Annotated in this window: 19 protein-coding genes; 7 read left to right on the top strand and 12 right to left on the bottom strand. The window is 49.7% G+C overall.

Annotated elements, in window-relative coordinates:
• Nucleotides 1–95: 95 nt before the first annotated feature.
• The 4 genes from gltX to ACQ4MZ_RS08050 form a co-directional block, all read right to left on the bottom strand.
• Complete coding sequence (gltX, locus tag ACQ4MZ_RS08065; RefSeq protein ID WP_430844164.1) at nt 96–1,646, bottom strand: glutamate--tRNA ligase; 1,551 nt, start codon at nt 1,644–1,646, stop codon at nt 96–98.
• A gap of 267 nt (nt 1,647–1,913) precedes the next feature.
• A complete protein-coding gene (locus ACQ4MZ_RS08060; protein ID WP_223401822.1) occupies nt 1,914–2,282 on the bottom strand; it encodes a Rid family detoxifying hydrolase in 369 nt (122 codons plus the stop codon).
• Between the two features lie 53 nt (nt 2,283–2,335).
• Entirely contained in the window at nt 2,336–2,854 is a 519-nt protein-coding gene (locus tag ACQ4MZ_RS08055) for an acyl-CoA thioesterase (protein WP_106594211.1), read from the bottom strand.
• A gap of 18 nt (nt 2,855–2,872) precedes the next feature.
• The gene (locus tag ACQ4MZ_RS08050; RefSeq protein ID WP_430844162.1) at nt 2,873–3,718 is read right to left on the bottom strand and encodes an outer membrane beta-barrel protein; all 846 of its coding nucleotides are present in this window, start codon (nt 3,716–3,718) and stop codon (nt 2,873–2,875) included.
• Nucleotides 3,719–3,886: 168 nt separating this feature from the next.
• Here ACQ4MZ_RS08050 and ACQ4MZ_RS08045 point away from each other — a divergent pair, with 168 nt between their 5' ends.
• On the top strand, nt 3,887–4,876 hold the full coding sequence (locus ACQ4MZ_RS08045) for a hypothetical protein (protein ID WP_430844161.1): 990 nt from the start codon (nt 3,887–3,889) through the stop codon (nt 4,874–4,876).
• A 91-nt stretch (nt 4,877–4,967) separates the two neighbouring features.
• The gene (locus tag ACQ4MZ_RS08040; RefSeq protein ID WP_430844160.1) at nt 4,968–6,035 is read left to right on the top strand and encodes a hypothetical protein; all 1,068 of its coding nucleotides are present in this window, start codon (nt 4,968–4,970) and stop codon (nt 6,033–6,035) included.
• A 66-nt stretch (nt 6,036–6,101) separates the two neighbouring features.
• On the opposite strand, the gene ACQ4MZ_RS08035 is transcribed toward ACQ4MZ_RS08040, so the two are convergent.
• The 3 genes from ACQ4MZ_RS08035 to ACQ4MZ_RS08025 form a co-directional block, all read right to left on the bottom strand.
• Entirely contained in the window at nt 6,102–6,797 is a 696-nt protein-coding gene (locus ACQ4MZ_RS08035; RefSeq protein ID WP_430844159.1) for a head GIN domain-containing protein, read from the bottom strand.
• Nucleotides 6,798–6,866: 69 nt separating this feature from the next.
• A complete protein-coding gene (locus tag ACQ4MZ_RS08030; protein WP_430844158.1) occupies nt 6,867–9,401 on the bottom strand; it encodes a PspC domain-containing protein in 2,535 nt (844 codons plus the stop codon).
• Between the two features lie 29 nt (nt 9,402–9,430).
• Nucleotides 9,431–9,805, bottom strand: coding sequence for a PadR family transcriptional regulator (locus ACQ4MZ_RS08025; RefSeq protein ID WP_090151757.1), 375 nt, complete (start codon nt 9,803–9,805; stop codon nt 9,431–9,433).
• A gap of 333 nt (nt 9,806–10,138) precedes the next feature.
• On the opposite strand from ACQ4MZ_RS08025, the gene ACQ4MZ_RS08020 reads away from it, so the two are divergent.
• Genes ACQ4MZ_RS08020 through murA form a run of 4 tightly spaced genes read left to right on the top strand, consistent with a single transcriptional unit; the run spans nt 10,139 to nt 15,637 of the window.
• A complete protein-coding gene (locus ACQ4MZ_RS08020; protein ID WP_430844157.1) occupies nt 10,139–10,642 on the top strand; it encodes a dihydrofolate reductase in 504 nt (167 codons plus the stop codon).
• Between the two features lie 48 nt (nt 10,643–10,690).
• Nucleotides 10,691–13,471, top strand: coding sequence for a C25 family cysteine peptidase (locus ACQ4MZ_RS08015; RefSeq protein ID WP_430844156.1), 2,781 nt, complete (start codon nt 10,691–10,693; stop codon nt 13,469–13,471).
• A gap of 42 nt (nt 13,472–13,513) precedes the next feature.
• Entirely contained in the window at nt 13,514–14,284 is a 771-nt protein-coding gene (locus ACQ4MZ_RS08010; protein WP_430844154.1) for a DUF4290 domain-containing protein, read from the top strand.
• A gap of 45 nt (nt 14,285–14,329) precedes the next feature.
• On the top strand, nt 14,330–15,637 hold the full coding sequence (murA, locus tag ACQ4MZ_RS08005) for a UDP-N-acetylglucosamine 1-carboxyvinyltransferase (protein ID WP_291203207.1): 1,308 nt from the start codon (nt 14,330–14,332) through the stop codon (nt 15,635–15,637).
• A 64-nt stretch (nt 15,638–15,701) separates the two neighbouring features.
• Here the strand turns inward: murA and ACQ4MZ_RS08000 are convergent, their stop codons facing one another.
• Nucleotides 15,702–16,562 (bottom strand): 3-keto-disaccharide hydrolase, encoded by an 861-nt coding sequence (locus ACQ4MZ_RS08000; RefSeq protein ID WP_430844151.1) that lies wholly within the window; start codon nt 16,560–16,562, stop codon nt 15,702–15,704.
• Nucleotides 16,563–16,704: 142 nt separating this feature from the next.
• Between ACQ4MZ_RS08000 and ACQ4MZ_RS07995 the strand changes: the two genes are divergently transcribed.
• Nucleotides 16,705–18,033 (top strand): cryptochrome/photolyase family protein, encoded by a 1,329-nt coding sequence (locus ACQ4MZ_RS07995; protein WP_430844149.1) that lies wholly within the window; start codon nt 16,705–16,707, stop codon nt 18,031–18,033.
• Here the strand turns inward: ACQ4MZ_RS07995 and ACQ4MZ_RS07990 are convergent, their stop codons facing one another.
• The 4 genes from ACQ4MZ_RS07990 to ACQ4MZ_RS07975 all read right to left on the bottom strand — a co-directional run bounded on the left by ACQ4MZ_RS07990 (nt 18,034) and on the right by ACQ4MZ_RS07975 (nt 24,626).
• Nucleotides 18,034–19,314 carry a M16 family metallopeptidase gene (locus ACQ4MZ_RS07990; protein WP_430844147.1) on the bottom strand — a complete coding sequence of 427 codons (1,281 nt, stop codon included), beginning with the start codon at nt 19,312–19,314 and terminating at the stop codon, nt 18,034–18,036.
• Nucleotides 19,315–19,392: 78 nt separating this feature from the next.
• Nucleotides 19,393–20,550 carry a type IX secretion system outer membrane channel protein PorV gene (gene porV / locus ACQ4MZ_RS07985; RefSeq protein WP_430844144.1) on the bottom strand — a complete coding sequence of 386 codons (1,158 nt, stop codon included), beginning with the start codon at nt 20,548–20,550 and terminating at the stop codon, nt 19,393–19,395.
• Nucleotides 20,551–20,653: 103 nt separating this feature from the next.
• On the bottom strand, nt 20,654–24,034 hold the full coding sequence (porU, locus tag ACQ4MZ_RS07980; protein ID WP_430844142.1) for a type IX secretion system sortase PorU: 3,381 nt from the start codon (nt 24,032–24,034) through the stop codon (nt 20,654–20,656).
• Nucleotides 24,012–24,626 (bottom strand): hypothetical protein, encoded by a 615-nt coding sequence (locus ACQ4MZ_RS07975; RefSeq protein ID WP_430844141.1) that lies wholly within the window; start codon nt 24,624–24,626, stop codon nt 24,012–24,014. The genes porU and ACQ4MZ_RS07975 overlap by 23 nt, the downstream gene beginning before the upstream one ends.
• Nucleotides 24,627–24,645: the final 19 nt, after the last annotated feature.

The raw sequence follows: 24,645 nt of genomic DNA, 5'->3' as shown, positions 1-24,645 counted from the left end.
AATGGGCCGCAGCGCAGCCCGTTATTCACTTGTTACGAAAATATGTAATGATCCCCGCGGTGCCAATGTTTTTTGATCCTGCGGTCGGCAGGGCTTCACGCCAGCCTGATTTGCGCTGACAAACGGCTGAGCGCTGTTTCGAGCCTTCTCACAACCTCGTCTTTGCCGAGTATCTCCATAATGATCATCAAATCCGGGCCAGCACCTGCGCCGGTCACCGCCAGGCGCAATGCCTGCATGATTTTCCCCATTTTAATACCCGCCGATTCCATAGTCGCGGAAAGTACATCTTTAATATCGTGTGCTACGAAGTTGCCTTCAAAGTCAATCAATGCATCTTTGAAAACACCGATCGCATTCACCGCCTCCTCGTTCCACTTCTTGATCACCACATCCTGGTCATATTCCTCAGGCGCTGCGAACAAAAAGAGCGATTCCGAAACGATTTCCTTGATGAAATGTACGCGGTCTTTCAGCAAATGCACGATCTGCACGAGCTGGTCCTGGTTGACAGTAATGCCTTTCGCAGCATACAATGGTTTCAGCTCTTCGATGATTGCGGCATCGTCCAGCTGTTTCAGGTATTGCTGATTGAACCAATTAGCTTTCTGAATATCGAACCTCGCCCCTGCCTTGTGCACGCGGTCGAAGCTGAACGAGGCAATAAGTTCGTCCATGCTGAAAATCTCCTGCTCGGTACCTGCATTCCAGCCCAACAATGCGAGAAAGTTAGCAGTTGCCCCAGGCAAATAGCCTTCTTCGCGGAAACCACGGGCTTTCTCGCCGGTGTTCGGGTCCGTCCACTCCAAGGGGAAGATCGGGAAGCCGCCCAGATCCGCGTCGCGTTTCGAAAGCTTACCGTTTCCATCGGGTTTCAGGAGCAAAGGCAAATGTGCAAACTGCGGCATAGTGCTTTCCCAGCCCAGGTAACGGTACAGCAGCACGTGCAGCGGAGCCGACGGGAGCCATTCTTCGCCACGGATCACGTGGGTAATGCCCATTAAATGGTCATCCACGATGTTCGCCAGGTGATACGTAGGCATACCATCCGACTTCAAAAGCACTTTATCATCAATCTGTGACGAATGTACCACCACCCAGCCGCGGATCAGGTCATTGAAACGAACGTCTTCCTTTGGTTGGATTTTCATCCGGATCACGTAAGGGTCACCGCTTTCAAGCCGCGCTTTCGTTTCCTCTGCCGATAATGTCAGCGAGTTGGTCATTTCCGTACGGGTGATCGCGTTATATTGTACGGCAGCTACTTTGGCAGCTTCCAGACGTTTGCGCATATCGTCCAGCTGCTCGGGCGTGTCGAAAGCATAATACGCCTTCCCTTCCTGAACGAGCCTTTCCGCATATTCGCGGTACATTTCTTTTCTCTCCGATTGCCGGTAAGGCGCATGCGGGCCGCCTTGCTGCGGGCCTTCGTCGATACCGATACCCAGCCATTCCAATGCTTCCAGAATATATGCCTCGGCTCCCGGAACGTAGCGGTTCTGGTCGGTATCTTCAATGCGAAGCAGCATCTGCCCGCCTTGCTGGCGTGCAAACAGGTAGTTATACAGGGCCGTACGTACACCGCCCGCGTGCAACGGACCGGTTGGACTAGGCGCAAAACGCACCCTGACAGGTTTGTTATTCATTTATTCAAAAATTAAGTTCAATGGTACTGTCATTGGTAGTCATGAATAGTCATTGGTGGTCAAGTGTGGTCATTCGTTGCGGTCCGCCGCGCGGTCAGGTATTGTCATTTGTTGTCAGGTGTTGTCATTGCTTGTCAAGTGGGTCATTCGTTGTCTGGGTAGTCATTGATTGTCATTGATTCTCCGTCCATCCAAAATTTGACTTACTGACCATACCTGACTATACTTGACTATAAATGACTACTTCCTGACCACACCTGACATTCGTTATTCAACCGCAACAACGGATATTTCGACGTTAACGTCCTTCGGCAGGCGTGCTACCTGTACGGTCTCGCGGGCGGGAGGTTCTTTGGTAAAAAAGCTGCCGTAGATTTCGTTGACAGACGCGAAGTCGTTCATATCGCGGAGAAAAATGCTGGCTTTCACCACATTCTGAAAACCGAGGCCGGCTGCTCCCAGGATATGCCCGATATTCTGCATGACCATCCCGGTCTCTGCTTTGATGTCCCCGGACTTAGCCAGCTCAGCAGCGATTTGTCCTGAAACATAAACAGTGCCATTTACTTTAACAGCCTGGCTGTAAGGACCAATGGGGGCCGGTGCTTTATCCGAAAATATGATTTGCTTGGGCATAAGTGACAAGTGTTAATGCCGCAAAATTACCAAATTATGCCGTGCCTACCGCCTTATTCCACCTTAAAAAGCGCTTTCAACTCGGTAGCTTCGGCTGCATTCAGACGTCCGGCCAGCACAAGGCGTAGCTGCCGGCGGCGGAGGGCACTCAGATACAGCTCATTTTCCTCGGCCGTCTCCGGTTCCAGCGGCGGTACTTCGATAGGCCGGCCATTCTGGTCAACCGCCACGAAAGTGTAGAATGCTCGGTTGGTACTCACCCGCTGTCCCGCCGGAATATCCTCTGCCCAAACTTCGAGAAAAACCTCCATCGAAGAATTGAATGCGCGGGTCACTTTGGCGTGCATGGTCACGATGTTACCAAGCCGGATCGGTTCCGTGAACGACACGTTATCCACAGAAGCCGTTACTACAATGCGGTTGGAGTGTTTTTGCGCCGAAATCGCCGCACAAATGTCCATCCAGTGCAGCAGCCTTCCTCCCATCAGGTTATTGAGTGTATTGGTATCGTTGGGAAGCACCATTTCGGTCATGGTTACTTCGGATTGATGGGGCTTTTTCGGTTTCAGCATGTTGGTATGGTGATGTATTTAAAACTTAGGGCAACGGGTCTTTTTGCGCTCCTGGTTCTGGGCGCGGTTGCCGATCAGGTAGGTTGCCCGCACCTGTAAAAACAAATAGCTGTCTTTGCTTTTGGCGCCACCGCGGTTCCAGCCCGGCTGGCGTGCTGGCTCGCCGATCTCCGGGGCGCGATCTGAAAGTGCACGGGCAATGTCGCTCGGCAGCTGGTCGGGATTGGGATAAACCGTACTCACGTCGTCGAGGTAATCGGAATTGACGAAGTTATTGCAGAGTTCAAGGCCGAGGCTCAGCCTTTTGGTAGTTTTGACGGATATCCCGACCCCTGCGGTCAAGACGAGCGGCATTCGCTTGTACTTGACGCCCTCGGTTGTGAGCTCGGGCAAGCTGTACCAGGTGCCACCCAATTTTGCTTTCGGGCTCAGGTAAGTAAATCCAACGCCTCCGAATAAGTAAGGATTGATCGGCGCGTGCCGGTTATAGGCAAACAAATCTGCCTGCAAACCCAGGTTGATATCCGGGTTGAATGTCTTGAATGAAAGGTTATTCTGATAATTTTTAGAATACTTCTGGTCGCCGGAAACCTGGTAAAAACGCAGCTCCCCGCGTGCGCTCACGTGCTCGGTGAGCCGGTATAACGCACCCAGCGACACCGACGGACCGAGCCCGAGGTGCTTCATATGGATGCCGTCATTGAGATCACCCATGTAATAGGCCACACCTATCCCCGCCGTCACGCTCAGCACCCCGAACGGATCGGTATAACGTCCACCGAATTTGGAACGCCCCTGCCCCATTGCCATTTGATGAATAAATGTAAGGGCAAATACTGCGGATAGTAAATATTTTCTGTTCATGTGTGATGTCAGTAATGCATGTTGAGCGGTGCAAGTTGTAAAAGAAACTGATTTATTTCAAATTGTTAAAGTTATTAAAGGTTGCTTACAAGTTTCCGCCGTAAAACCACTGTTTAGCTATGTACATTTCGTTCAAATTCCTATTCGCCATGTTGGCAATAGCCCTTCTTGCTGCCTGTTCAAAGAAAGAGCACGAGCCAGTGCAGGGCTGTATTTTCGCCGGAAAAACTTCGACGAGGATGTCTCAAACATCCCAAAGGTGAATGGGGGAATGAGCTTGTGCTGGACGACAAAAAGCAGCTCGTTACGGCCAGGCGGATCGACAACTTAGAGGCTTTCAACCGGTGGAAGCAGTCAACCACCACAGACTATGTCCCACAGCATGATGCGGATGGTTTTTTGGTAAGAATGGTCGAAACCAGGGTATTCTTGTATGAAGGAACAACTGGATTTTCATATCGATATTACAATAAGAACTATTTGAAATTCAGATTGGAAACCATTGTAGCCTCAGACTATCAATACGAGTCTGGACGAGCAACGGCCATTACCACTAAAACTACCGTTCGTTCACAGGGTGATAGTGATGCACAGGTTGTTGTTGAAAGCGAGCTGACAAAGAAATATACATACAATAGCCAGAATGTTGTTCTGTCGGCACTGACTACCAGCGCCAGTGGCTCCGACATTTCCACATTTAAAAACGGGGTGATCGCATCGGAAATCAGGAAGGATGCGAGTGGAGTGGTGACACTAGAAACCCTCTATGATGAGAAAGGCAACCGAAAAACGACGAAAAGCGGCAACTATCTATACGAATTCGACTTTGATGCCAAAGGCAACATAAAAAGTGTCAAGTTCTCAGACAAAGGCCAGCCCAACTACCTTCAGGAATACAGCTATGACGACCATGTCAATCCCGAAACGCATATCCCGGTAAAATTTAAAGGTATACCGGAAAATGTAATGACCGTTGTCGGTACCGAGAGTGTGAATAACCTGGTCCGCGAAAAATTCACTAGTTACATTGGAGCGCCAAGCTATGACACCGAGACCGTCTATCAATATAATGCCGATGGATTACCTGCCTCTTCCGCGCCAAAAATCATTCCGAACGGGGAAAGCATGTCCACCACATTCCGCTACAAATGCCCCTAAACAACAAAGTCTGGATTACTCGCAATATCATACCGTAAACGCTTATTCTATGCTACCAATCTCTACATTCCAATTTTCCATGCATATTTCAATGAGGTCACTTCCCATGCTCATCGCGTTGGCATTGCTTGTATCGTGTACAAAAAATGATCATGATGTTGTGGTGCCCCCTTCCGAGTGTCTGTTTCTGGGCAAAACAAGTGTAGCTGACGCCCCGGGCTCGTCGGTACGAACAAAACTGACTTCTTCAACCGGCGTAAAATTCAACGATCAGAAACAGTTGCTCAGCTCAATTAACGTTTATAAGAGCGAAGAATTGGATTCCAACAACGCTGCCTTGGTGCGAAGAACAGAAACCGTACAGTTTGATCTATCCTACGATGCCGATGGTTTCCTTACTAAGTTGATTAGGCGGAAGGTGTTTTTGTTCGAAGGCATCAAAGCCGGAACTTTTCTTTTCGAGCAGTACAAATTCAAAAATTTCCGCCGCGAAGACGTGGAAACCTCCGATTACAAGTACGAATCGGGGCACGTTGCTTCCTCCACAACTCAACGGCAAAGCACATTTCTCGGAAATAACGTGAGCTTGCCAGTCGTGGAATCCAGTGAATCCAAAGTTTACCAATACGACGGCAATGGGAAACCAATATCCGCAGTTACCACTGCCACGTATGGGAGTGCAATGACCACATTCAAAAACGGAGTAATCAGTTCGGTGTTGGAAAAAAATCTGAACGGAGTCGTAACTATCGAAACAAAGTACAATGAAATGGGCTTGGTATCGTCTATAACCAACGCCCAAAGCGTATTTGAAATCACATACGATGCACGCGGAAATATGACAAGTGTACAAAGTAGCACCAATGGGCAGAAAGCCTACATTACCGAACTATTTTATGATGACCACAAAAACCCCGAAAATGACATTCCTAAAAAATTTAAAGGCATTCCGGAACTGATCTCAACCGCCCAGCGAACTGATGGAGTCAACAATCTCATCGGCGACAAGACGACGCTTTTTCCGAGCAACCAGGTATTTGAAACCAGGACGACCTATCAATACAACTCATCCGGACTGCCGGAATCATCTGCCCAGACGTCTGCCGGAGCTCCGGAAGGCTCAGCAATTACCACCACTTTCAATTACAAATGCCCCTAAAAAACAAACAAGGCCCGCAACCGCAGGCCTTGTTTGTAGTTCGTGGTGAATATTAAATGGTTTTCTTTATTCTCTTTTGACCGAGCTCGCGCCGGAGGTGCTGGAATGGATGTCCTTCGCTCCGCCCGAGTAACGGATGCTGCTGGCACCGCTGGCTTCGGCATTTACAGTGTTGCTGGCCAATACGGCGGCACTGCTGGCGCCGGAGGCGTCGATGTTCACGGTTTTGGCGGAGAAATCACGGCCTTTAAGCGATGATGCACCCGAAACGTCACCGGTCAGGACATCGCCTTCGCCGGTAAGCGTAAGCGACGATGCGCCGGAAAGATCAACGGTCACTTTGGGAGCGGCCACACTCATGGTAACCTGCGATGCCCCGGAAACATCAATTTCCATACTCTTCACACCGGTAAAACGGGCCACATTGGCTTTGGAAGCGCCGGAGAAGTCAACCCCTTCGAGGGCGGGCATGGTAATGCTGATCTCGACGGTCTTGCGGTTTTTATTCCAGCCTTTATTTTTATAACCCAAATGCAGGGTACCGCTCTTCACTGCCGACTCCATATCGTCGAGGTCCTCCGAACGGCCGGTGGCTGTCACGCTGAAACTGCCTCCCTGCTTTACATCTATTTTGAATGCGCTGCCGATAGAAAGCTTGTTGAAGCCCGAAACGGAAAATTTGCGGGTCTCCTGTGCAGATACCTGGCACGACAATGCGGTAATCAGAAGAGCTGCAATAAGGAATAGCTGCGTTCTTTTCATGGTTTAATAAGTTAGATTTTCAGAAAAGATGAAAAGAATGCCGGCGACGTTGCACCGGCATTTAAAATATTACTGCACGTTGATTTTGCTCGCGCCGCTGGCATGTTTGTTCAGGTTAGGCACATGGCTCAACTCCACTTTCGATGCCCCTGACGCATTCACATCCGCATTCTGGATATTCATTTCGGTGGCCGTCAACTTGCAGGCACCGTGGGCATCCAGCTTGGCCGACTTCGCCGAACCTCTCAGTGTAGCTTTCGAAGCCCCGGAGACGTTCACCGATAGCTGGTCTGTGAATACATTCAGCTCCGTTTTGGAAGCACCCGAAATATCCACATCCAATTTCGGTATATCTTTGAACTCGGTCACCAATGTCTTGTTGGCTCCCGAAAGCGACAGGTTTTCGATGGTCGGCATGGTAATCACGATCCCTATGCGTTCCCATTTCTCGTGATCGAAGAGGTTGAGCTCGCGGTTGCGCTTCACACGGAGCACGCCGTCTTCTACGACCACTCGGATGTCATCAATATTCTCCTGGTTATCCGAATCGGCCGTTACACTGTATTCGGTGCCCTGACGGATGATGATCGAATAGGCACCGCCGATATCCACTTTTCTGAAATCCGAAACCGGGAATTGTTTGCTGTAATTGCCTCGCTCGCCCAGTTCGAGGTCGCTATTATCGTTGTATTCAAAAGAATAACCATCTTGTTCGCCTTCGCTGCTCTCGCTCCGGATGTATTTGAGCGGAATGTTAGTACAAACCAGTCCCGAATCTTGTTTCATGACCCAAACCAGTTGATTCCAGGTAACATCGTCGGCGTCATGCAGGTCGTATCTTTTAAGGTGTCTCTGGTTGCTCTCCCAATCGTTCAATTGGTTATAAAAGTCCCTTTTCATGGCGAAAGGCTTATTATAAGGCACACTCACCGTCAGATCGATCTCCTGATCGCGGAACCGCGAGCGGCTTGAAAGCGTCGGACCTTCTGTAAGTACGAAAACCGAATCACGGAACTGCGGGGCATATTTGATCTCAAGTGCATTTTTCTGAGCATCCTCACGGGACCGGCCTCTTGCACGAAGTGTTTTTTCAAGCTTGATACTATCTCTCGCATTGAAACCCGCCAATCGTACATCTACATCTATATTCTCTTCATCATAGATATAATCGTAATCCAAAGTAAGCGTCCCGCGCGGCACAGCGTAATAGGTGGTTTCAGTCACTTCCCCTCTTTTAGCAAAATTCCGCTGGTAGTTAATCCCGCCCACAGTGGCCCCGACCACACCTACAATCCAAAGACCCAGTAATGTCAGCCACACGCTTCCACCGACGATCCTTTTATTGGAAATCAATGTGAGCCCCAGCAAAAGGAAGGTTACCAACGGGATAGCCGCCACCAGAATACCGGAAAGGATCAGGATTTCGGGCAATTCCTGATAAATCAGCATGGGGATCGGCAGATCGTCGAATACCCCGGCGCTGGTAAGGCCCAACGCTACGCCTGCCGCAATCACGATGCCCAACAATCCTAAGGCCGACATCCCGATCAGGAACGCGCCGATCAATATCCTCAGAACCGGCCCGAGGCCTTTAAGCAACTTCCCCAGCGCCGAAAAAACCAGCCCAATGGCGCGAAAAGGCAACAACAATATCTTGGTGACGATATGCTCTTCTCCCCCTCTTTCTTCCAAATTGAGGCTCTGCTTGATGTTCGACTCAATATTGGAGAGGGTAATAGGCTCCCCCTGCATTTCCATTTTTTCGGTCAGCGTGTTGGCATTTGGGGCAATCACCCACAGTACGATGTAGATCAGAAAACCGGTCCCGAACAATAGAATCGACAATACCCACAGGAAACGCACCACACCCAGATCGACCCCGAAATACGAAGCCACACCGGCCGCTACACCACCGACGACCTTACGATCCGGATCGCGGTAAAATTTCTTAATATGCGCATCCTCTTCGAGTGTCGTAGAGCCAGGGAATGCCACCCACATGGCAATGTAGACCAGCACCATAAATCCTGAAATAGGGCCGAAAACTTCCTCCGCATTCATGTCGAGCATGCCCGAACCTGCCGGCAAGCCAATCACCGCGAATAGGAACGCAAGCCTGACCCAGATGGCATCTACCGAGAAGTAATGCGCCAAACCGGCTGCCACGCCGCCCAGAAGCTTCCTGCGCAGGTCTCTGTAAAGCTTCCGGGGTGCGCCCGGCCTTGCGGGCTCTGTTTTAGGCGCATTCGGCGCCGAGGTAAAAGTTTCTTGCCTTGGTGCGGATGTTTGTGCAGAAGCCGTTTCGAGCGGATCGGCAATGAACTCCCCGCCTTCCTCGATCGCCTCGAAATCGGCCACGGTACCCATGGCAGCGATCAGCTCGTCGACGTCCGACAGCGAAATCACCTGCTTGTTTTCCGTTTTCTGTTTGTTTAGAAACCTTTCCGCAATCCTGCCCTCAATGTCCGAAAGAATCTCTTTGCTATCCGCGAACGAAGAAAAATACTTCTGGATAGAGGCGAGATACCCTTTCAGTTTCTCGTAGCCATCTTCCTCGATATGGAAGATAATGCCGCCTATATTTATGCTGATTGTCTTTTTCATGATTGAAATAATCGAATGTCTTTGAGTGATCAGTTAGGGTCAGGAAGATTGCTTGAAGCCGTTTTGCTCAACTCCTCTGTGCGTTTAATCACGGTTTGCACCGAGTCGGCGAGTTCAAACCACGTAGCTTGCATTGCGTCCAGGAAGACCTTCCCCTCATCCGTCAAAACATAGTATTTCCTTGGAGGGCCCGAAGACGACTCCACCCATTTATAATCCAGCCAGCCCGAATTTTTTAATCTGGTAAGAAGAGGGTATAATGTTCCTTCCACCACCATGATGTGAGCGGACGTGAGTTCATCCAACATATCCGAAGCATAGACTTCGCCCCGGGATATGATGTGCAGGATGCAGAATTCCAAAATTCCCTTCCGCATCTGCACTTGGGCATTTTCAATATTCATGTGGTTTCATGAGTTAATTTAAAATGATATGTTCATGGCTAACAGATAGAATTAAAACTTCTAACAATACAAAGGTATACACAGGTACTTTGCGATGCAAGGTACCATGTTAAAAAGATGTCATGGTTAGGATGAATGGTCAAATTAAATGCTGATCGGCTAAACATTTGTTTACTACTAAAAGCCCGCCGAATTATTCCCTCACTACACTCCATTGGTTAAAACCGACAGCAATAAACTATCTTTTGCCGTCGATTTTAATCGACGGAGATAGAGAGAGAAGAAAGAAAGAGAGAAAAGAGAAGAGAAGAGAAAAAAGAACGATCACTAAATATGAAACCGCAACTTTATATCATCGCGGCTATGGCCGAAAACCACGTTATCGGGCTGAACAACAGCCTGCCCTGGCACCTGCCCGATGAATGGGCGCATTTCCGCAAAGTCACCGCGGGGAAACCATTCATTATGGGAAGAAAAAGTTTTGAAGCGCCTGACGCGCTGCATTCGGAATACCGGAATGTGATTATCACCTCACACCCGCCTGCGCAGGCTGAGCCGCATGTGGAATATACCAAAGATATTTCCGAAGCGATCGCGTTACTTTCCGATGAAACGGACGTATTCATATTAGGCGGTGCGAGTATTTTCCGGCAAATGCTTCCACTCGCCCAAAGAATGTATTTAACCATTGTACACGCACAAGTAGCAGGCGACGCCTGGTTCCCGGCATTCGACCCGGCCGACTGGGAATTGGCGAGTTCAGAATTTCATGGTACCGATGACGATCATGCGTATGCGTTTTCCATGAACCTGTACATCCGCAAGCCGCGGGAATAGGCCACCGGGTCTTGCAGGCTACCCTTGTGCATCAAAAAATTAAAGACGATGACAAGGATTTTTACACACACCTTACTAATCTTCCATTGCATTCTTTGGTATACCCGATGCAATGCGCAGGAACGCTACGGCAACGAATGGATCGATTACCGGCAGACTTACCTACGCATTCCCGTCGCGGAAACCGGAATTTATAAAGTCAGCGCTAAGGAACTTTCACAGATCGGCATTCCGGTGGACTCCATCGCCATCTCCGGCATTCAGCTGTTCGCACACGGCTACGAAGTCCCCATCGAAATCGTGGGTGCATTATCGGACAGGCTAACGCACTATGCCTACATACTGTTTTCTGGAAAAAAAAATGACGGCTATGCCGATACTGCGCTGTATGCAAAGCCCGATGCCATGCCCCACCTTTACTTTAACCTCTACTCCGACACCACCGCCTATTTTCTGACCTGGCAAAACGAGAAACGCGGATTAAGGACCAGCTTCCCGACACCCGGCACGGTCACCGACAGTGCCGCATTCCACTGGGGAGAATCCGTGCAACTTTTCATCTCCCATTACCTACCCGGCCAGTTTTTCCCACCGGAAAGCAACTATGAAACCGGTTCGTTACTGACCGCCTATGATGAAGGTGAAGGTTGGACAGGCCCCGAAATAGCGGAGCATACACCTTTTGAAATTGTATTTAAAATCAATAATCTATTTAAAGAAAACCCACCGGACATTGACTGTGAAATGTTCCTCGCGGGCTGGTCTCCGGGTGTGCATTCATTTACACTTTGGCTGGGTAGCGGCCAAAATCTGAAAAGAAAATTGGTTGATTTGAATATAACCGGCCGCGAAACCAAAGTTATTCACTTCAAAACTCTTGTTGAGGACTTCCAAGAAACCGGTCAGTTAACACTCACGCTCCTTCCCGCAGGCACGGGCGGGCACGTGTCGCTCTCGTACGCTCGTATATACTACCCGCAAGCGGGCCCGCGCATCGCACCCGAGCCCATGAAAATCCTGCCTCCACGTATAGTAAAATTCTCTCCGATTGATCCCGAAACAGAATATCTCATCATCACACATCCGCTGATGCGGGTACGAGTACAGGGGCACGACGCCGTCGAAGAATATGCGCACTACCGCACATCCGAAGCCGGAGGCGGGTATAAAACGTCAGTTATTTACAGCTATGAACTTTATGATCAGTTCAATGCGGGTCAGCCTGGTCCGCAAGGCATTCGCAATGCGGTTCATGCGCTGCATGACAGAGGAAATTTGAAATTCATATTATTGGCGGGAAGATCGATAGACCCTCAAAAAGCACGAAAAATGAAGGATTCGTGGCAGACGGACATGGTACCGAATGCCGGCTGGCCGGGCTCGGATATCGCCCTGGCAACCATGAAGGGCTCTTACAATCCGCTCGTTTCGATTGGCCGCATTAATGCGCTAAACTCCCGGCAACTACTCGATTACCTTCGCAAGGTACAGGCCATGGAAGCCGAACGCCCGTCAGCAACCTGGCGGAAACGGATATTGCATTTAAGTGGTGGCAGATCGAGGGACGAGTTGAATGTCTTTCGATCTTACGTGCAGTCGTTTGAAAAGAAACTTGAAACCACACCGCTCGCGGATAGGGTAACAACGATTTCGAAGCTTACAGACAACGCAGTTGAGCAAGTTCACATTGATAAGCAAGTCAATGAAGGCGTCGGGCTTATTACCCTGTTTGGACATTCCTCCCTTGATCTTACCGACATCGACATCGGCCGCGCGAGCGATCCCTCGGGGAATTACCAGAACCATCCGCGCTATCCGGCGGTGATCGTGAACGGCTGCGCGGCGGGCAGTATTTTCTATTCAACCCAAACATTGAGTTCTGACTGGATTTTCGCGCCCAAAAGCGGGGCAGTCCTTTTTCTGGCTCATACTTTCAATGGCCCATCGACCGCGTTGAAGCGTTACACCGATATTTTCTACGAGGTATTGGCCGACACCGCATTCACGAGCAAACCGTTTGGCATAGTCCAGCAGGAAGCCATCCGCCGAAATCTCTCACGTAACCCGGGTATACTGGATAGCATTACGGTCCAGCAGATGACGCTCCATGGCGACCCGGCCATCCGCATTTTTCCTTCCCTGATCCCGGATACTTTGGCCGACAGTCAATCCGTTGACCTGCCGCCATTATTACAGGTTTTCGTCGACGGAAGGCGCATTCAAAACGGAGAGATGGTTTCCGGGAAACCCATAATCCAGGTCCGAGTTTTCGACGAAAACCTACCCGCAACGGATAATGATACGACTATGGCGGCCGTGTGGCTGAAAAGGCTCTGCCCGGGATGTACCGATATGAGAGTGCCATTAAGCACCGCCGCAGGGAAAAATAGTGCCGGGAGATTTTATGAAATCACCTTTCAACCCGCATTACTTTCCGGCAAATACCTGCTGACCGTCCAATGCCGCGACAAGACGGGACATTCGCCGCCGCCGTACCAGATTCATTTTGAAATAGCTGGTTACGCCCAACCCGTAGAGGTAACTGTTTCGCCCAACCCGTCGGGCCAATGGTTTAGGTTTACGATTCAAAACTGGGGACTTATCTCGACCGACCTCGAATTGAACATCCATAACCCGCTGGGAACAACCGTTTTCCGAAAACTGTTACATTGTAACGTGGGTCGTCATGAATGCTTCTGGATTCCTGCAACACATTCTCCCGGAACTCCTGCCGGACTTTATTACTACACGGTTCATCCTCCGGAAGCCGGGTACCAGCCTGCATTTTCCCCCGAAGGTATGCGGGGATATTTGGTTTACACTCCCTGAAGTAAGCGGCTCGGAAAGCCTGTTTTACCGCTGGACCTCATTTTGTTTCCACAAAAACTTATTATTTTTGTCCATTATAAAAAAGATATCCCATTGAAAGAATACGGCAGTAACGTACAAAAATTGGCCGACCACATCGTCAAGATAGAGGACAAGGCGAAGCGCACTCTCTACGCGCACATCCTGGTCGAACTTATGCGTCAGATACACCCCAACATGCGGGATAACCAGGATTATACCAACAAGTTGTGGGACGACCTGTACATTATTTCCGGTTTCGAACTGGATGTTGACAGTCCTTTTCCACCACCATCCAAGGAGGCGCTGGGCAAGAAACCGCTACGGGTCGGCTACAATCAACAGAACCTGCAATTCCGCCATTACGGCCGTAATATAGATCTGCTACTGGAAAAAGCTTCGCAGACCGAAAACCCGGAAGACCGCCTCGCATTCGTTTCCTACATTTTCCGCCTGATGCGCTCATTCTTTAATGCATGGAACAAGGATAACCCCGAAGACAGTGTGTTGCTCAGCCAGCTGGAACAACTTAGCAAAGGCCGTTTGAAGGAAGAAATTGATTATATCCGTAAATCAGGACCCATTGATGCTGCGCCGAAAGACCGCAATAACAACCAGGAGCGGAACCGGGTGAACCAGATGGGCGGAAACAACTTCAAAGCCCAATCCCACAATTCAGAAAGGCAGGGCGGCGGCAACCAGGGCAATCAGAACCGCAACCGGAACAAGTTTCAAAACCGGAACAACAACAATAACAACAACCGGAATAACAACCGCAAAAAACCTGGAATGTAAAATCCAGGTTTCATTTTATACCGTCTCAATTGCCCAAAATCTTATATGGCATCATTCAAAATTACCGGGGATCGTCGTCTCAAGGGTGAAATTGTGCCGCAAGGCGCTAAAAACGAAGCATTGCAAATCATCTGTGCTGTGCTCCTGACCAAAGAACCCGTGACAATCCATAACATCCCGAATATCCGCGACGTAAACCAGCTGATCAACCTCCTGGGCGATCTGGGTGTACGCCGCACACGGCTGAGCGAAACTTCCATCCGCTTCGAAGCCGACGATATCAACCTCGATTACCTCGAATCGGATTCGTTCCGCCAAAAAGCGGCTGCATTGCGGGGCTCGGTGATGCTGCTCGGCCCTATGCTGGCGCGTTTCCGCAAAGGACGCATTCCTCGTCCGGGCGGCGATAAAATCGGCCGGAGAAGGCTTGACACCCACTTCCTGGGTTTCGAGAAACTGGGTGCGGAATTCAGCTATGATGAAGAAGACGGCGGGTTCTATCGCGTCGATGCTGCCAATCTGAAAGGTACCTACATGCTTCTGGACGAGGCTTCGGTAACCGGTACCGCTAACGTTTTGATGGCTGCGGTAATGGCCGAAGGCACGACCACCATTTACAATGCAGCCTGCGAGCCTTATTTGCAGCAGCTTTGTAAAATGCTGAACCGCATGGGAGCCAAAATCTCCGGTATTGCCTCCAACCTGCTGGTGGTGGAAGGCGTAAGCGAGCTGAAAGGCACCGAGCACACGATGCTGCCGGATATGATCGAAATCGGTAGCTTCATTGGCCTCGCCGCGATGACGCAATCGGAAATTACCATCAAAGATTGCCGCATTCCGGAGTTGGGCATTATTCCCGATGTTTTCAAAAGACTGGGTATTCAAATGGAATTCCGGGGTGACGACATCTTTATCCCTGCACAGGAACGCTACCGCATTGAAAACTATCTTGACGGTTCTACGCTATCCGTGGCCGACGCTCCATGGCCCGGCTTCACACCCGACTTGCTGAGTATCGTGCTCGTAACAGCCACACAGGCGCAGGGAACCGTTCTGATTCACCAGAAAATGTTCGAAAGCCGTTTGTTCTTTGTGGATAAACTGATCGAAATGGGCGCACAAATTATCCTTTGCGACCCGCACCGCGCAACGGTGATCGGCCACAACCGCGAGACACAGCTCCGCGGCATCCGCATGACTTCCCCCGATATCCGTGCCGGGGTTGCATTGCTCATTGCAGCAATGTCGGCCAAAGGCGTGAGCATTATCGATAATATCGAGCAGATCGACCGCGGTTACCAGAACATCGATACGCGTCTGAACGCGATTGGTGCGGAAATCGTGAGATTATAGTAATACTAATGCAAAAATGCCCGGGGCTCTGCGGAACCCCGGGCATTTTTGTTTAAAACTTATATTACTTCTTCTTGCCGTAGCTGCATTTGCTGTTATCCGCCTTCACATAGTAGGACTTGTAATTCGTCGCTTTCGGGTCCATGCAGCCTTTCAAATCCAGGATTTCCACTTTTCTGAATTCCACAGGGTGGCTTTCACTTTGCAGGGATATCGAGCCATGGTCAAGCAGTTTGCCGGCAATTTTTACCTCCGGGTCCGTAGCACCGCCCAGGTTTCCGCCGCCAAGTTGCGGCTTGTTGTATTCGAGCACCATTTCACCATTTGCAAAATGCTGGATCAGTGAATCGCCCAATACCAGCACCTCGGCACGTACCCACTGGTCGCCATCGTAAGTTTTTGATTTTGAATTAACACAATGCTGCGTTACCAGCTTACCGTCGATCACCACGTTGGTACCGGGCGTACAAAGGTTACAAGTCGTGCGGGTCTTACCATTTCCACCCAATAGCTGCACTTCGATCGACGCCGGAAAGTCCTGGTCTTTACCCATTGTCGCAGCCGGCTGCCCGTGCACCATGATGCCGGAATTACGCCATGCCCAGCCTTCGCCCTTTGGAGCCTGTTCGCCTACGAAGCGGTATTCAACAGCAATGCGGTAATAGGAAAAATCGCCTTTATAGAAGATATGCCCGTATTTCTGAGCGAAATCATCGTATTTGTCATAACGAACCACCATTTTGCCATCTTCCACCCGGAAAGTGTTGTTATAGTTGTCGTTCAGTTCATAGCCGCGGATTTTGATATCCCAGCCATCCAGGTTTTTTCCGTTAAAGAGCTGCTTCCAGTCCTGCTTTTCGGTATTCTTTTGGCCGAAAACCGTAAGGCACAGAAGACTGAACAGGATCGTGAGTTGTAATTTCATGAATACAGGTTAAATTAATATTGCATTATGCCGCAATATACGATTTAAAAGCCGCTCTCATTAGCCGTTTTCAAATCCAAAAATGCAGTTACTTCGTAGTTAAGTTATACCAAATATCCTTCAACCCTGATCACCGCGCGGAATGCCCCTGAAAACGAAAGATAAAATCGCGCTATTCTGGTTTCGCCGAGACCTTCGGCTACATGACAATGCGGGGCTTTACTATGCCTTACGCTCAGGCTATCCGGTGGTCCCGCTTTTCATTTTCGACCGGAATATCCTCGACGACCTGGAAGAGAAGAGAGACGCCAGGCTGACTTTTATACATGATGCTATTTCAAGCATCCAGCAGGAGTTGAAGCAAAAAGATGCCGATATATTGGTGGAATACGGCTTCCCCGTCAAAATATGGGAAAAATTGGTAGATGAATACGACATCGCCGAAGTGTACACCAACACCGATTACGAACCCTACGCCACCGACCGTGACAGGGAGGTTTACCGGATTTTAAAGCAAAAAGGTATTGTTTTCAAAACCTGCAAGGACCAGGTCATTTTTGAAAAACAGGAAATCCTAACAGGCCAGGGCACGCCATACACTGTTTTTACACCTTACAGCAAAGCATGGAAAGAGAAACTCACTGATTTTTACATCAAATCCTATCCGACTGAAAAGTATTTCGGACATCTTCAAAAGTGGCACGGTGCCGCATTGCCCGCATTGAAAAACATGGGCTTTGAAAAGGTTAGGTCTGAATTCCCATCGGATCATATCGGTCATACACTATTGAGAGATTATGCCCGGGATCGCGACTTTCCTGCCAGAGAAGGCACCAGCCGCATGGGCATTCACCTCCGCTTCGGCACAGTGAGCATACGCGAGCTTACGCGTCAGGCCCGGAGGCACAGCGATGTCTATCTGAATGAGTTGATCTGGCGGGACTTCTACCAGCAAATTCTCTCCAACTTCCCGCATGTAGGAAAGGGTGAGGCATTTCGGAAAGGCTATGATTTCATTAAATGGCGCTACGACAAGGCCGATTTCCAGAAATGGTGTGAAGGCAAAACGGGTTATCCGCTGGTAGATGCCGGTATGCGGCAGCTCAATGCGACGGGCTTCATGCATAACCGCGTGCGGATGGTCACCGCCAGCTTCCTGGCCAAGCATCTGCTCATCGACTGGCGCTGGGGTGAGGCCTATTTTGCCGAAAAACTGCTGGATTACGACCTGGCTGCCAACAACGGCGGCTGGCAATGGGCAGCCGGCTCCGGGACCGATGCCGCACCCTATTTCAGGATATTCAACCCGGCCTCACAGATGGAGAAGTTCGACCCTAAAATGGAGTATATCAAAAAATGGGTCCCGGAGTTTGGTACCGATGCCTACCCTGTCCCGATGGTCGACCATAAAGAAGCGAGGGAACGTTGCCTGAGAACTTACAAGGCTGCGCTGGACAAGGCCAATCGGTAACTATTTACCTCCCGCAATTACAGTTACCATATCCTCCGGACGTAAGTAGTTGTTCGCCATCGCCATCACATCTTCCGCGGTAGTGGCATGAATGCGGTCAATATATTGATTGAAAAAATTGGCAGGCAAGCTATCCAGTAGCAATATCTTACGGCGGTCGGCGACCTCGAAGGCCGTATTCAGCGACCCAGCAAATTCTCCGGCCATAAAGTTCTTAACCGTCTGCAGTTCCTCCGCTCCCACCAGTTCGGTTTGCAGCCGGTGTATTTCCTTCTTGATTTCGTCGATGGTTTGCTGGGTAAATTCCTTTTTCACGTCCGTACCGATCATCAGATAACCCTCGTGACGCAAGGTCACCAGATGCGAGGAAATGCCGTAAGTAAGGCCTTTTTCTTCGCGGATATTCTTCATCAGCCTCGACCCGAAGTAACCTCCAAGGATCTCGTTCGTCACCAGCATTTTGAAATAATCGGGATGGTGGCGATTGAATAGCACCCGGCCCATCCTGATCGAAGATTGTACACTTTCCGGCCGCTCAACGATCGTTTCGTCGCCCTGATAAACCTCGGAAGCATTGAATGAAACCTTATCGGACTCTCTATCGAAGGTGTTCTGCCCTAAGGTCGCATTTACATGCCGTACATCTGCTTCACTAACCTGGCCAGCGAGTACCGCTGTAAATTTTCCTTCCCGGATGAAGCTGTCATAATGCGCTTTTACCGCATCCATTCCCAACGATTCGATCCCCTCAATACTCTGACTTTGTCCATACGGGTGACTTTCGCCGAAAAGCCGCGCCCTGAATTCCGTGGTAGCCAGATATGCCGTTTTTTCCTTGTTCACTTTCAGGTTCTGTACCGTAATGTTTTTCAACTCCTGGAATTCCTTCTCCGGGAAGGTAGCGCTGCGGATCAGCTTTTGCACCAGCGGCAACACTTCCGGCAGGAAGCGCGAAAGGCAATACACCACGATTCCCACACGGTCGGATGTGTGAGTGAGGTCAGTGAACGCCCCAAGCTGGTCGAAAGCCTCGCTGATTTCCTGCGAAGTCATTCCCTCCACGCCTTCGGTCAGCATTTTGACTGCAAAATAGGACGCCGCCGTTTCGCTCTCATACCAGTTACCTGCTTCGAAGATACATTCGAGACGTACCACCGGCTGTTCCCCGATATTAATCACGTGCAGCGCGATCCCATTGTCGAGGGTATAGGTTTGAGGTTCCGGCAGGCTTACAGTTTGAATAATTTTGAAATCAGGGGCAATCGTACGGTCCAGTGACATGGGCAGCGGTGAGTATAAAAAAACGAATGACGTTGCAATAACGCCATTCGTTCTGAATAATTAAATTTCTGTTAAGGCTTAGTTTTCGCTGTCGCCTACATCGAGCTTCTCAGCTTTGTTCAACTGGAGCGACAAAGTGATACGCAATGTTTGTGCAAGCGGGCTTCCCTGTGTTGTCGGGAACATATAAGCGAAGTCGGCACCCCATTTGTCTGCAAAACGAAGACCTGCACCGGCAGTGAAGAAGCGGCGGTCGCCTTTGTTTTTGTTCTCTCCGAAATAACCTGCTCTCAAAGCGAAGATATTATTATACCAGTATTCCAGACCAGTCGCGATCGCTACTTCCTGGATCTCTTCTTTAAACCCGTCCGGAGCATCCGAGAACGAGCCGAATACGCCGTTCAGCAATGGTTTTGTATTGATATTGGTTTTGCCGTCCGGTGTAGGCACCATCAATTTGCTGAAATCGATAATGAAATTGAAACGGTTTCTTCCATCGCCGGTATACGACAGACCGGTACCGATTTTCAGCGTCGTTGGGATAAAGTTTTCTGTTTCTGTGCTGGAACCGTAGTTGATCTTACCACCCAGGTTTGAAAGTACACCACCCAACGACCAAACGAGTTCGCTGCCGGTATCTTCATTTTTGAATTGTTTTCTGTAATACGCGCTGATATCACCCGCTGCTACACGTGCAGGGCTCAATGAAACATTATTGATTACCGCATTTCCGGCAAGGTTGGAAGAGATATATTTCAAGGTCAAACCCATTGAGAAGTTTCTGCCCAGCTGGCGAGAGTAAGTTCCGTTGATAGCGACTTCGCGAGAATTAAAATAACCAATATTATTACCTACCGCATCACGCAAATCGAGCTCGCCGTTGTTGAAATAGTTAACAGAAAGCGCTACTGCCTGGCGATCTCCCAATTTCTTGTAGGCTGTAAGGTAACCGAGCCACATATCATCAACCAGGTAACGGAGCCATGGTGTGTAAGAAGCTGAAATGCCAAAATCCTTGGTATTGTAGGGAAGCTTCGCTGCGTTCCAATAGGTTGAATTTGCGTCCGGGCTGAGTGCTACACCGGCTTCTCCCATTGCTGCACTTCTAGCATCAGGGGCAAATGTCAGAAAGGAAAGTGGTGATGCTGGTATTCTTCTGGTAGAATCCTGCTGGGCGAAAAGCGTACCTGATGTTAAAAAGAATAGTGAGGATAATGTAACAAAAAAAAGTTTCATAGAAATTGGATTTGCGATAGGAAGTGCCTGTATCAGCTTCTTTAAAGGGTCAAAAATACAATGAAAGATAGTTATTACTAAAAATTTGATAAGTTTTATTATCTTAAGGAGACCTTATCAACTTACCGGCTTTCAGATCGGTAGAATTGTCTTTTAACGATCTGATCACTAAATGATAAACCAGGGATTGATCCACCGGTACCGTCCTCAGCCACTGCGCCACGTCCAGCACTTCCCTGATAACCGGTTCGCTGTTATAGTAAAGCTTTTTATAAGTGCCCAAACGTTGCCCATTAACAAGCAATATATTAAAAATTAATTCTACGTCCTCATTTACCCGGTTATGCCCCAGCTCGAATACAAGGTCTTTCTGAAATGGGTTAGGGTAAATATTAAAGGTGCTGAGCGCTATTCCCTTGGCGGGACCTACTAGAAACCCGAACGCTATTTCAGAAAAGTTAGTATACGTATCCCACACTTTTACACGGACAATATATTTTCCGGCAGGCAGATTATTTAACGGATAATTGATACTACCCGATTGATAATTATCCAAATCCGCTACATAATAATCGTTCAAAACTACGGTCTGCGTATCATTCAATGTCATCGTAATATCATGGCCGATACCTGCACGCGAAATACTGATCCCGTTCGCATCGCTCATGTGCAACACCAGTACCGACGACGGTTCGACGGTGTCGCCATCCCGGAAAGCGGGGGTATTGAGGTAACCCGTCAGCTTCGGCGGAATGGTGTCCTTCTGCTGAACGGCGCTTCCGCCAACCACCAATGCCAGTTGCGCCGAAGCATCCTCAGTGCTGTCGCTGCTTACCACATACACACTCGCCCGCCCAAGGCCGATCCGGTAGTCGATGTCTTTCGGAATTTGCAGGTGGCATTGCAAACGGCCGCTTTTTACTGTCACTTTCCCGTCGAAAAGCTTGCTACGGAATTCGGTATAGGTTTCCGGGGTACCTTCATTCCCGAGCGTGCGGAATTCGATCGGCTTGTCGTAAATCAGCAATCTGGCAGTTCCGTTAAAATCGCCATCAGCCTTTCCGGTCACCGGATCGAAAATTTCAGCTCTCAGCGTAACCTTTTGCAAAGCACGCAGGGTATCGGGCGGCGAACTCCACCGGACCCCCTTCCTTCCGGGCGACAGTGTCATCGACGGATCGGCCAGTAGTGTGAAATTCCGGTTCAGACTACCGGCAAGCGCATTGTTTTTTGTGTATTTAAAAAAATCTCCCAGCCGCTGGCCCGGTTTCGCATTCAGTAATGCCTCGTAAAAAGCTTTGTTCAAAGCAAAATTGGTACTGGAATAAACCGGCCGGGTGGTGCTGATCGCCCCAACCGCCGCTCCTTTCGGACTCAAAACCATCAGTTCTGCGCCGGATACGACACCCGGATCATCGTAACGGCCAAAATCACAGGTAGCGGTGATCAGTAGCGGCAAATTGTCCATTCCCCTGCTCGAAAGCATATCTGCCAATGTCAACACCTGTTCCTCTGCCCAGCCGCTCGTGCCACCGTGTCCCGTGTAATTCAATATCAGCGTGCCATTATCGATCGCCTTTCGGATCGCCTGGTTAATGGCCGGTGCTTTTTGCCCTGCGTCGGTGGTCGTTTGCGGGACCTCGTCAAGGAACGATCTGGTCGAAAACATCCTGCCCTGAATAAGGCTGGCAAGCTGATCAGCATGGCGTTGATGGATATTCCCATCTCCATCGTCAGCCACAAACCGCACGCTATTCTTCCATATCCCGAAGGACGATTCATAACGCATGAGCTTGTCGACCACAATTTTTGCCTCTGCCAACGATTTCACCGGTAACCTGCCAATGCCGATGTCCACCGTATGGTCACCGGCCGTAGTCTCGTCCCAATCGCCCTCATTAGCATCCATAAAACCAAAATAATCGTCGGAAGAGTACGTATAAACAGGGTTCAGCGACTCCCTGCTCTCATACACGGGCACCCACACGGCGCGCTGTGCCTCCGATTGGTTATTGACGAGATTTCGATAGTCGTACGTTGCATCGCCGAACAATAGAAGATATTTCAATTTACCCGGTGCCTTCCGGTAAAGTTGTCTGGCAAAATCACGGATTGCGGTAATGTCCGGCCGGCCGGAAGCATATTCATTATAAATCTGTTCGGTGGTGACAACGAGTACATCCAGACCGTCTTGGGTATTTCTGAACGCGGCAAGGCGGTTGGCCTCTGACGCCCACGCAGCAGGCGTAACGATGAGCATGTCAGGCGTCGGCGATGCAACGATATTCTGATTGGCGACCGGTTGCCAGTTTACCGGCTGAAACGCGGCTCCCGGTTCGAAACTAATGTATTTCTGAAGGGTTTTGGCGCCTGCGGCAGTCCACCGGAAAGAGCCCGCCGCATCCTTTTGCGATATTGAAAGCGGCGTAAGTGAGTTTGTAATATTCCAAACACTGAAACCGTCGGAAGCACCTGCAAACTGATAGGTAACGGTATCCGTCGACTGCGGCAGGAAATGAAAGATCTGCTGCCCTTCGTAATTCCTCAATTCCCGCTTTACCTGCAAGCCCACGTAATCGAGATAAGCCTCTGCTGAGCTTTGACCGTTCTTATTATAGGTAACACCAATGGTAAAATTGCCCGAAGCCGGCGCATTCTTCACAATATACGTATTCCCGGTTTGCAGCGCCTTTACGTCATACGTACCGGGACTTACCGTGCCGATAGCCTCCTGCCCTACCTCGCCGCCATTCACTTGCCATACGAAGCGCGTAGGCACTTGCGCGGCGCCGATTGTCGATGTTCTCAACTTAAAATCCGATGAGGATACCACACCCGGCAATGACACATTTATGCTGAAGCCCGAGGGGCTTCCCAAGTATTCGCCCCACCATTCACGGCCTGATTTGAGTGTGTTGGACGATTCTGTTTCGTGATACCAGTAGTCGTCAAATTGTTTGATTGTTTTGGAAGCGGTGACGGACAGGCCGGCCGCAGGTTTTACCCTCAACCCATTATTTTCAGTAAATGTGATGAAATAGAAACTCGAATCGGAATAATAATTGAGCTGATGCCGGAGCTCCGCTTTCGCAGCATCGTATTGAATGATATGCGGGCCTTCCGCATAGAAATAAACGGCATCGCCCTTGTCGAACTTTCCGTCCTCTTCACCGCTGACCCAGATCGCATTTTCCGTCAATGCATTCACATATCCCGATTGATTGGATTGCGGCAGCATGGCTCCGCCGTTTCCGTAAATGCGGATCCCGGCCGGCCGCACAGTGGCAACATCGACCCCCATTTTGGACAACAGATCCGCATCCACACGGTAAATACCCGATTCAGTTACAGCCAGCCTGAACCACTGTCCTTCCGACAATACCGATTTTTGTGCATAGGAAATAAGAGAAACCAGCACCGCCAGACAGCTTAAAACTGTTCGGCAGGCCATTTTCCGGACATCAGCATGCTTCAACCAATGCATGAGCAGGGATCGTGTAGAGACGTTGAGAGGCCTTGTCCGTACAGAGCACGCGCGTACGCCTGAGCGTTCCGCGTGTGAACGTCCTGTTCTGGAAAACGAAGTTGGTTCCCTCGTCCAACTGAAACAGGCATACTTTGCCGGTATTCAATTCCTGCTCATCGTATTTTCTGAGCGCATTAAAAAGTTTCTGGTCGCCGCCGGTAGAGGCGGCGGGATTTTGAGCATAACGAAGCAAATGCACGAGAATGTCTTTCGGAAAAATACTTTCATGCATGACCGGCGCCAGCAATTCCCTGAATTCGTGCTTCCATTCGACACCGTGCGGCGCCACCCTCCTGCGGCCGCGGCCTTTGTATTTGTAATGAACAACGCAATGCGCCACCTCGTGCAGGTAGGTAATGAGAAAGCTGTAAGGATTCAGATTAACATTGACGGTGATCCGGGGAATCATGCCGGGTTTTACTGTAAAATCGCCCAGGCGGGTGCGGCGCGGGCGTGAGAGAAAGAAATCAAAGCGGTGGATGCGATACAACTCCTGGCAATACTCGGCTGCCCCCTCCGGCACATACGAACCCAAAGACACGTTTTTCATACCCCGAATAAAAAAAGAA

Source organism: Dyadobacter sp. BHUBP1 (assembly GCF_050587785.1).
Classification (GTDB): Bacteria; Bacteroidota; Bacteroidia; order Cytophagales; family Spirosomataceae; genus Dyadobacter.
Note: the sequence above shows the minus strand (reverse complement) of the source record. Positions and strands in the feature narration are given on the sequence as shown.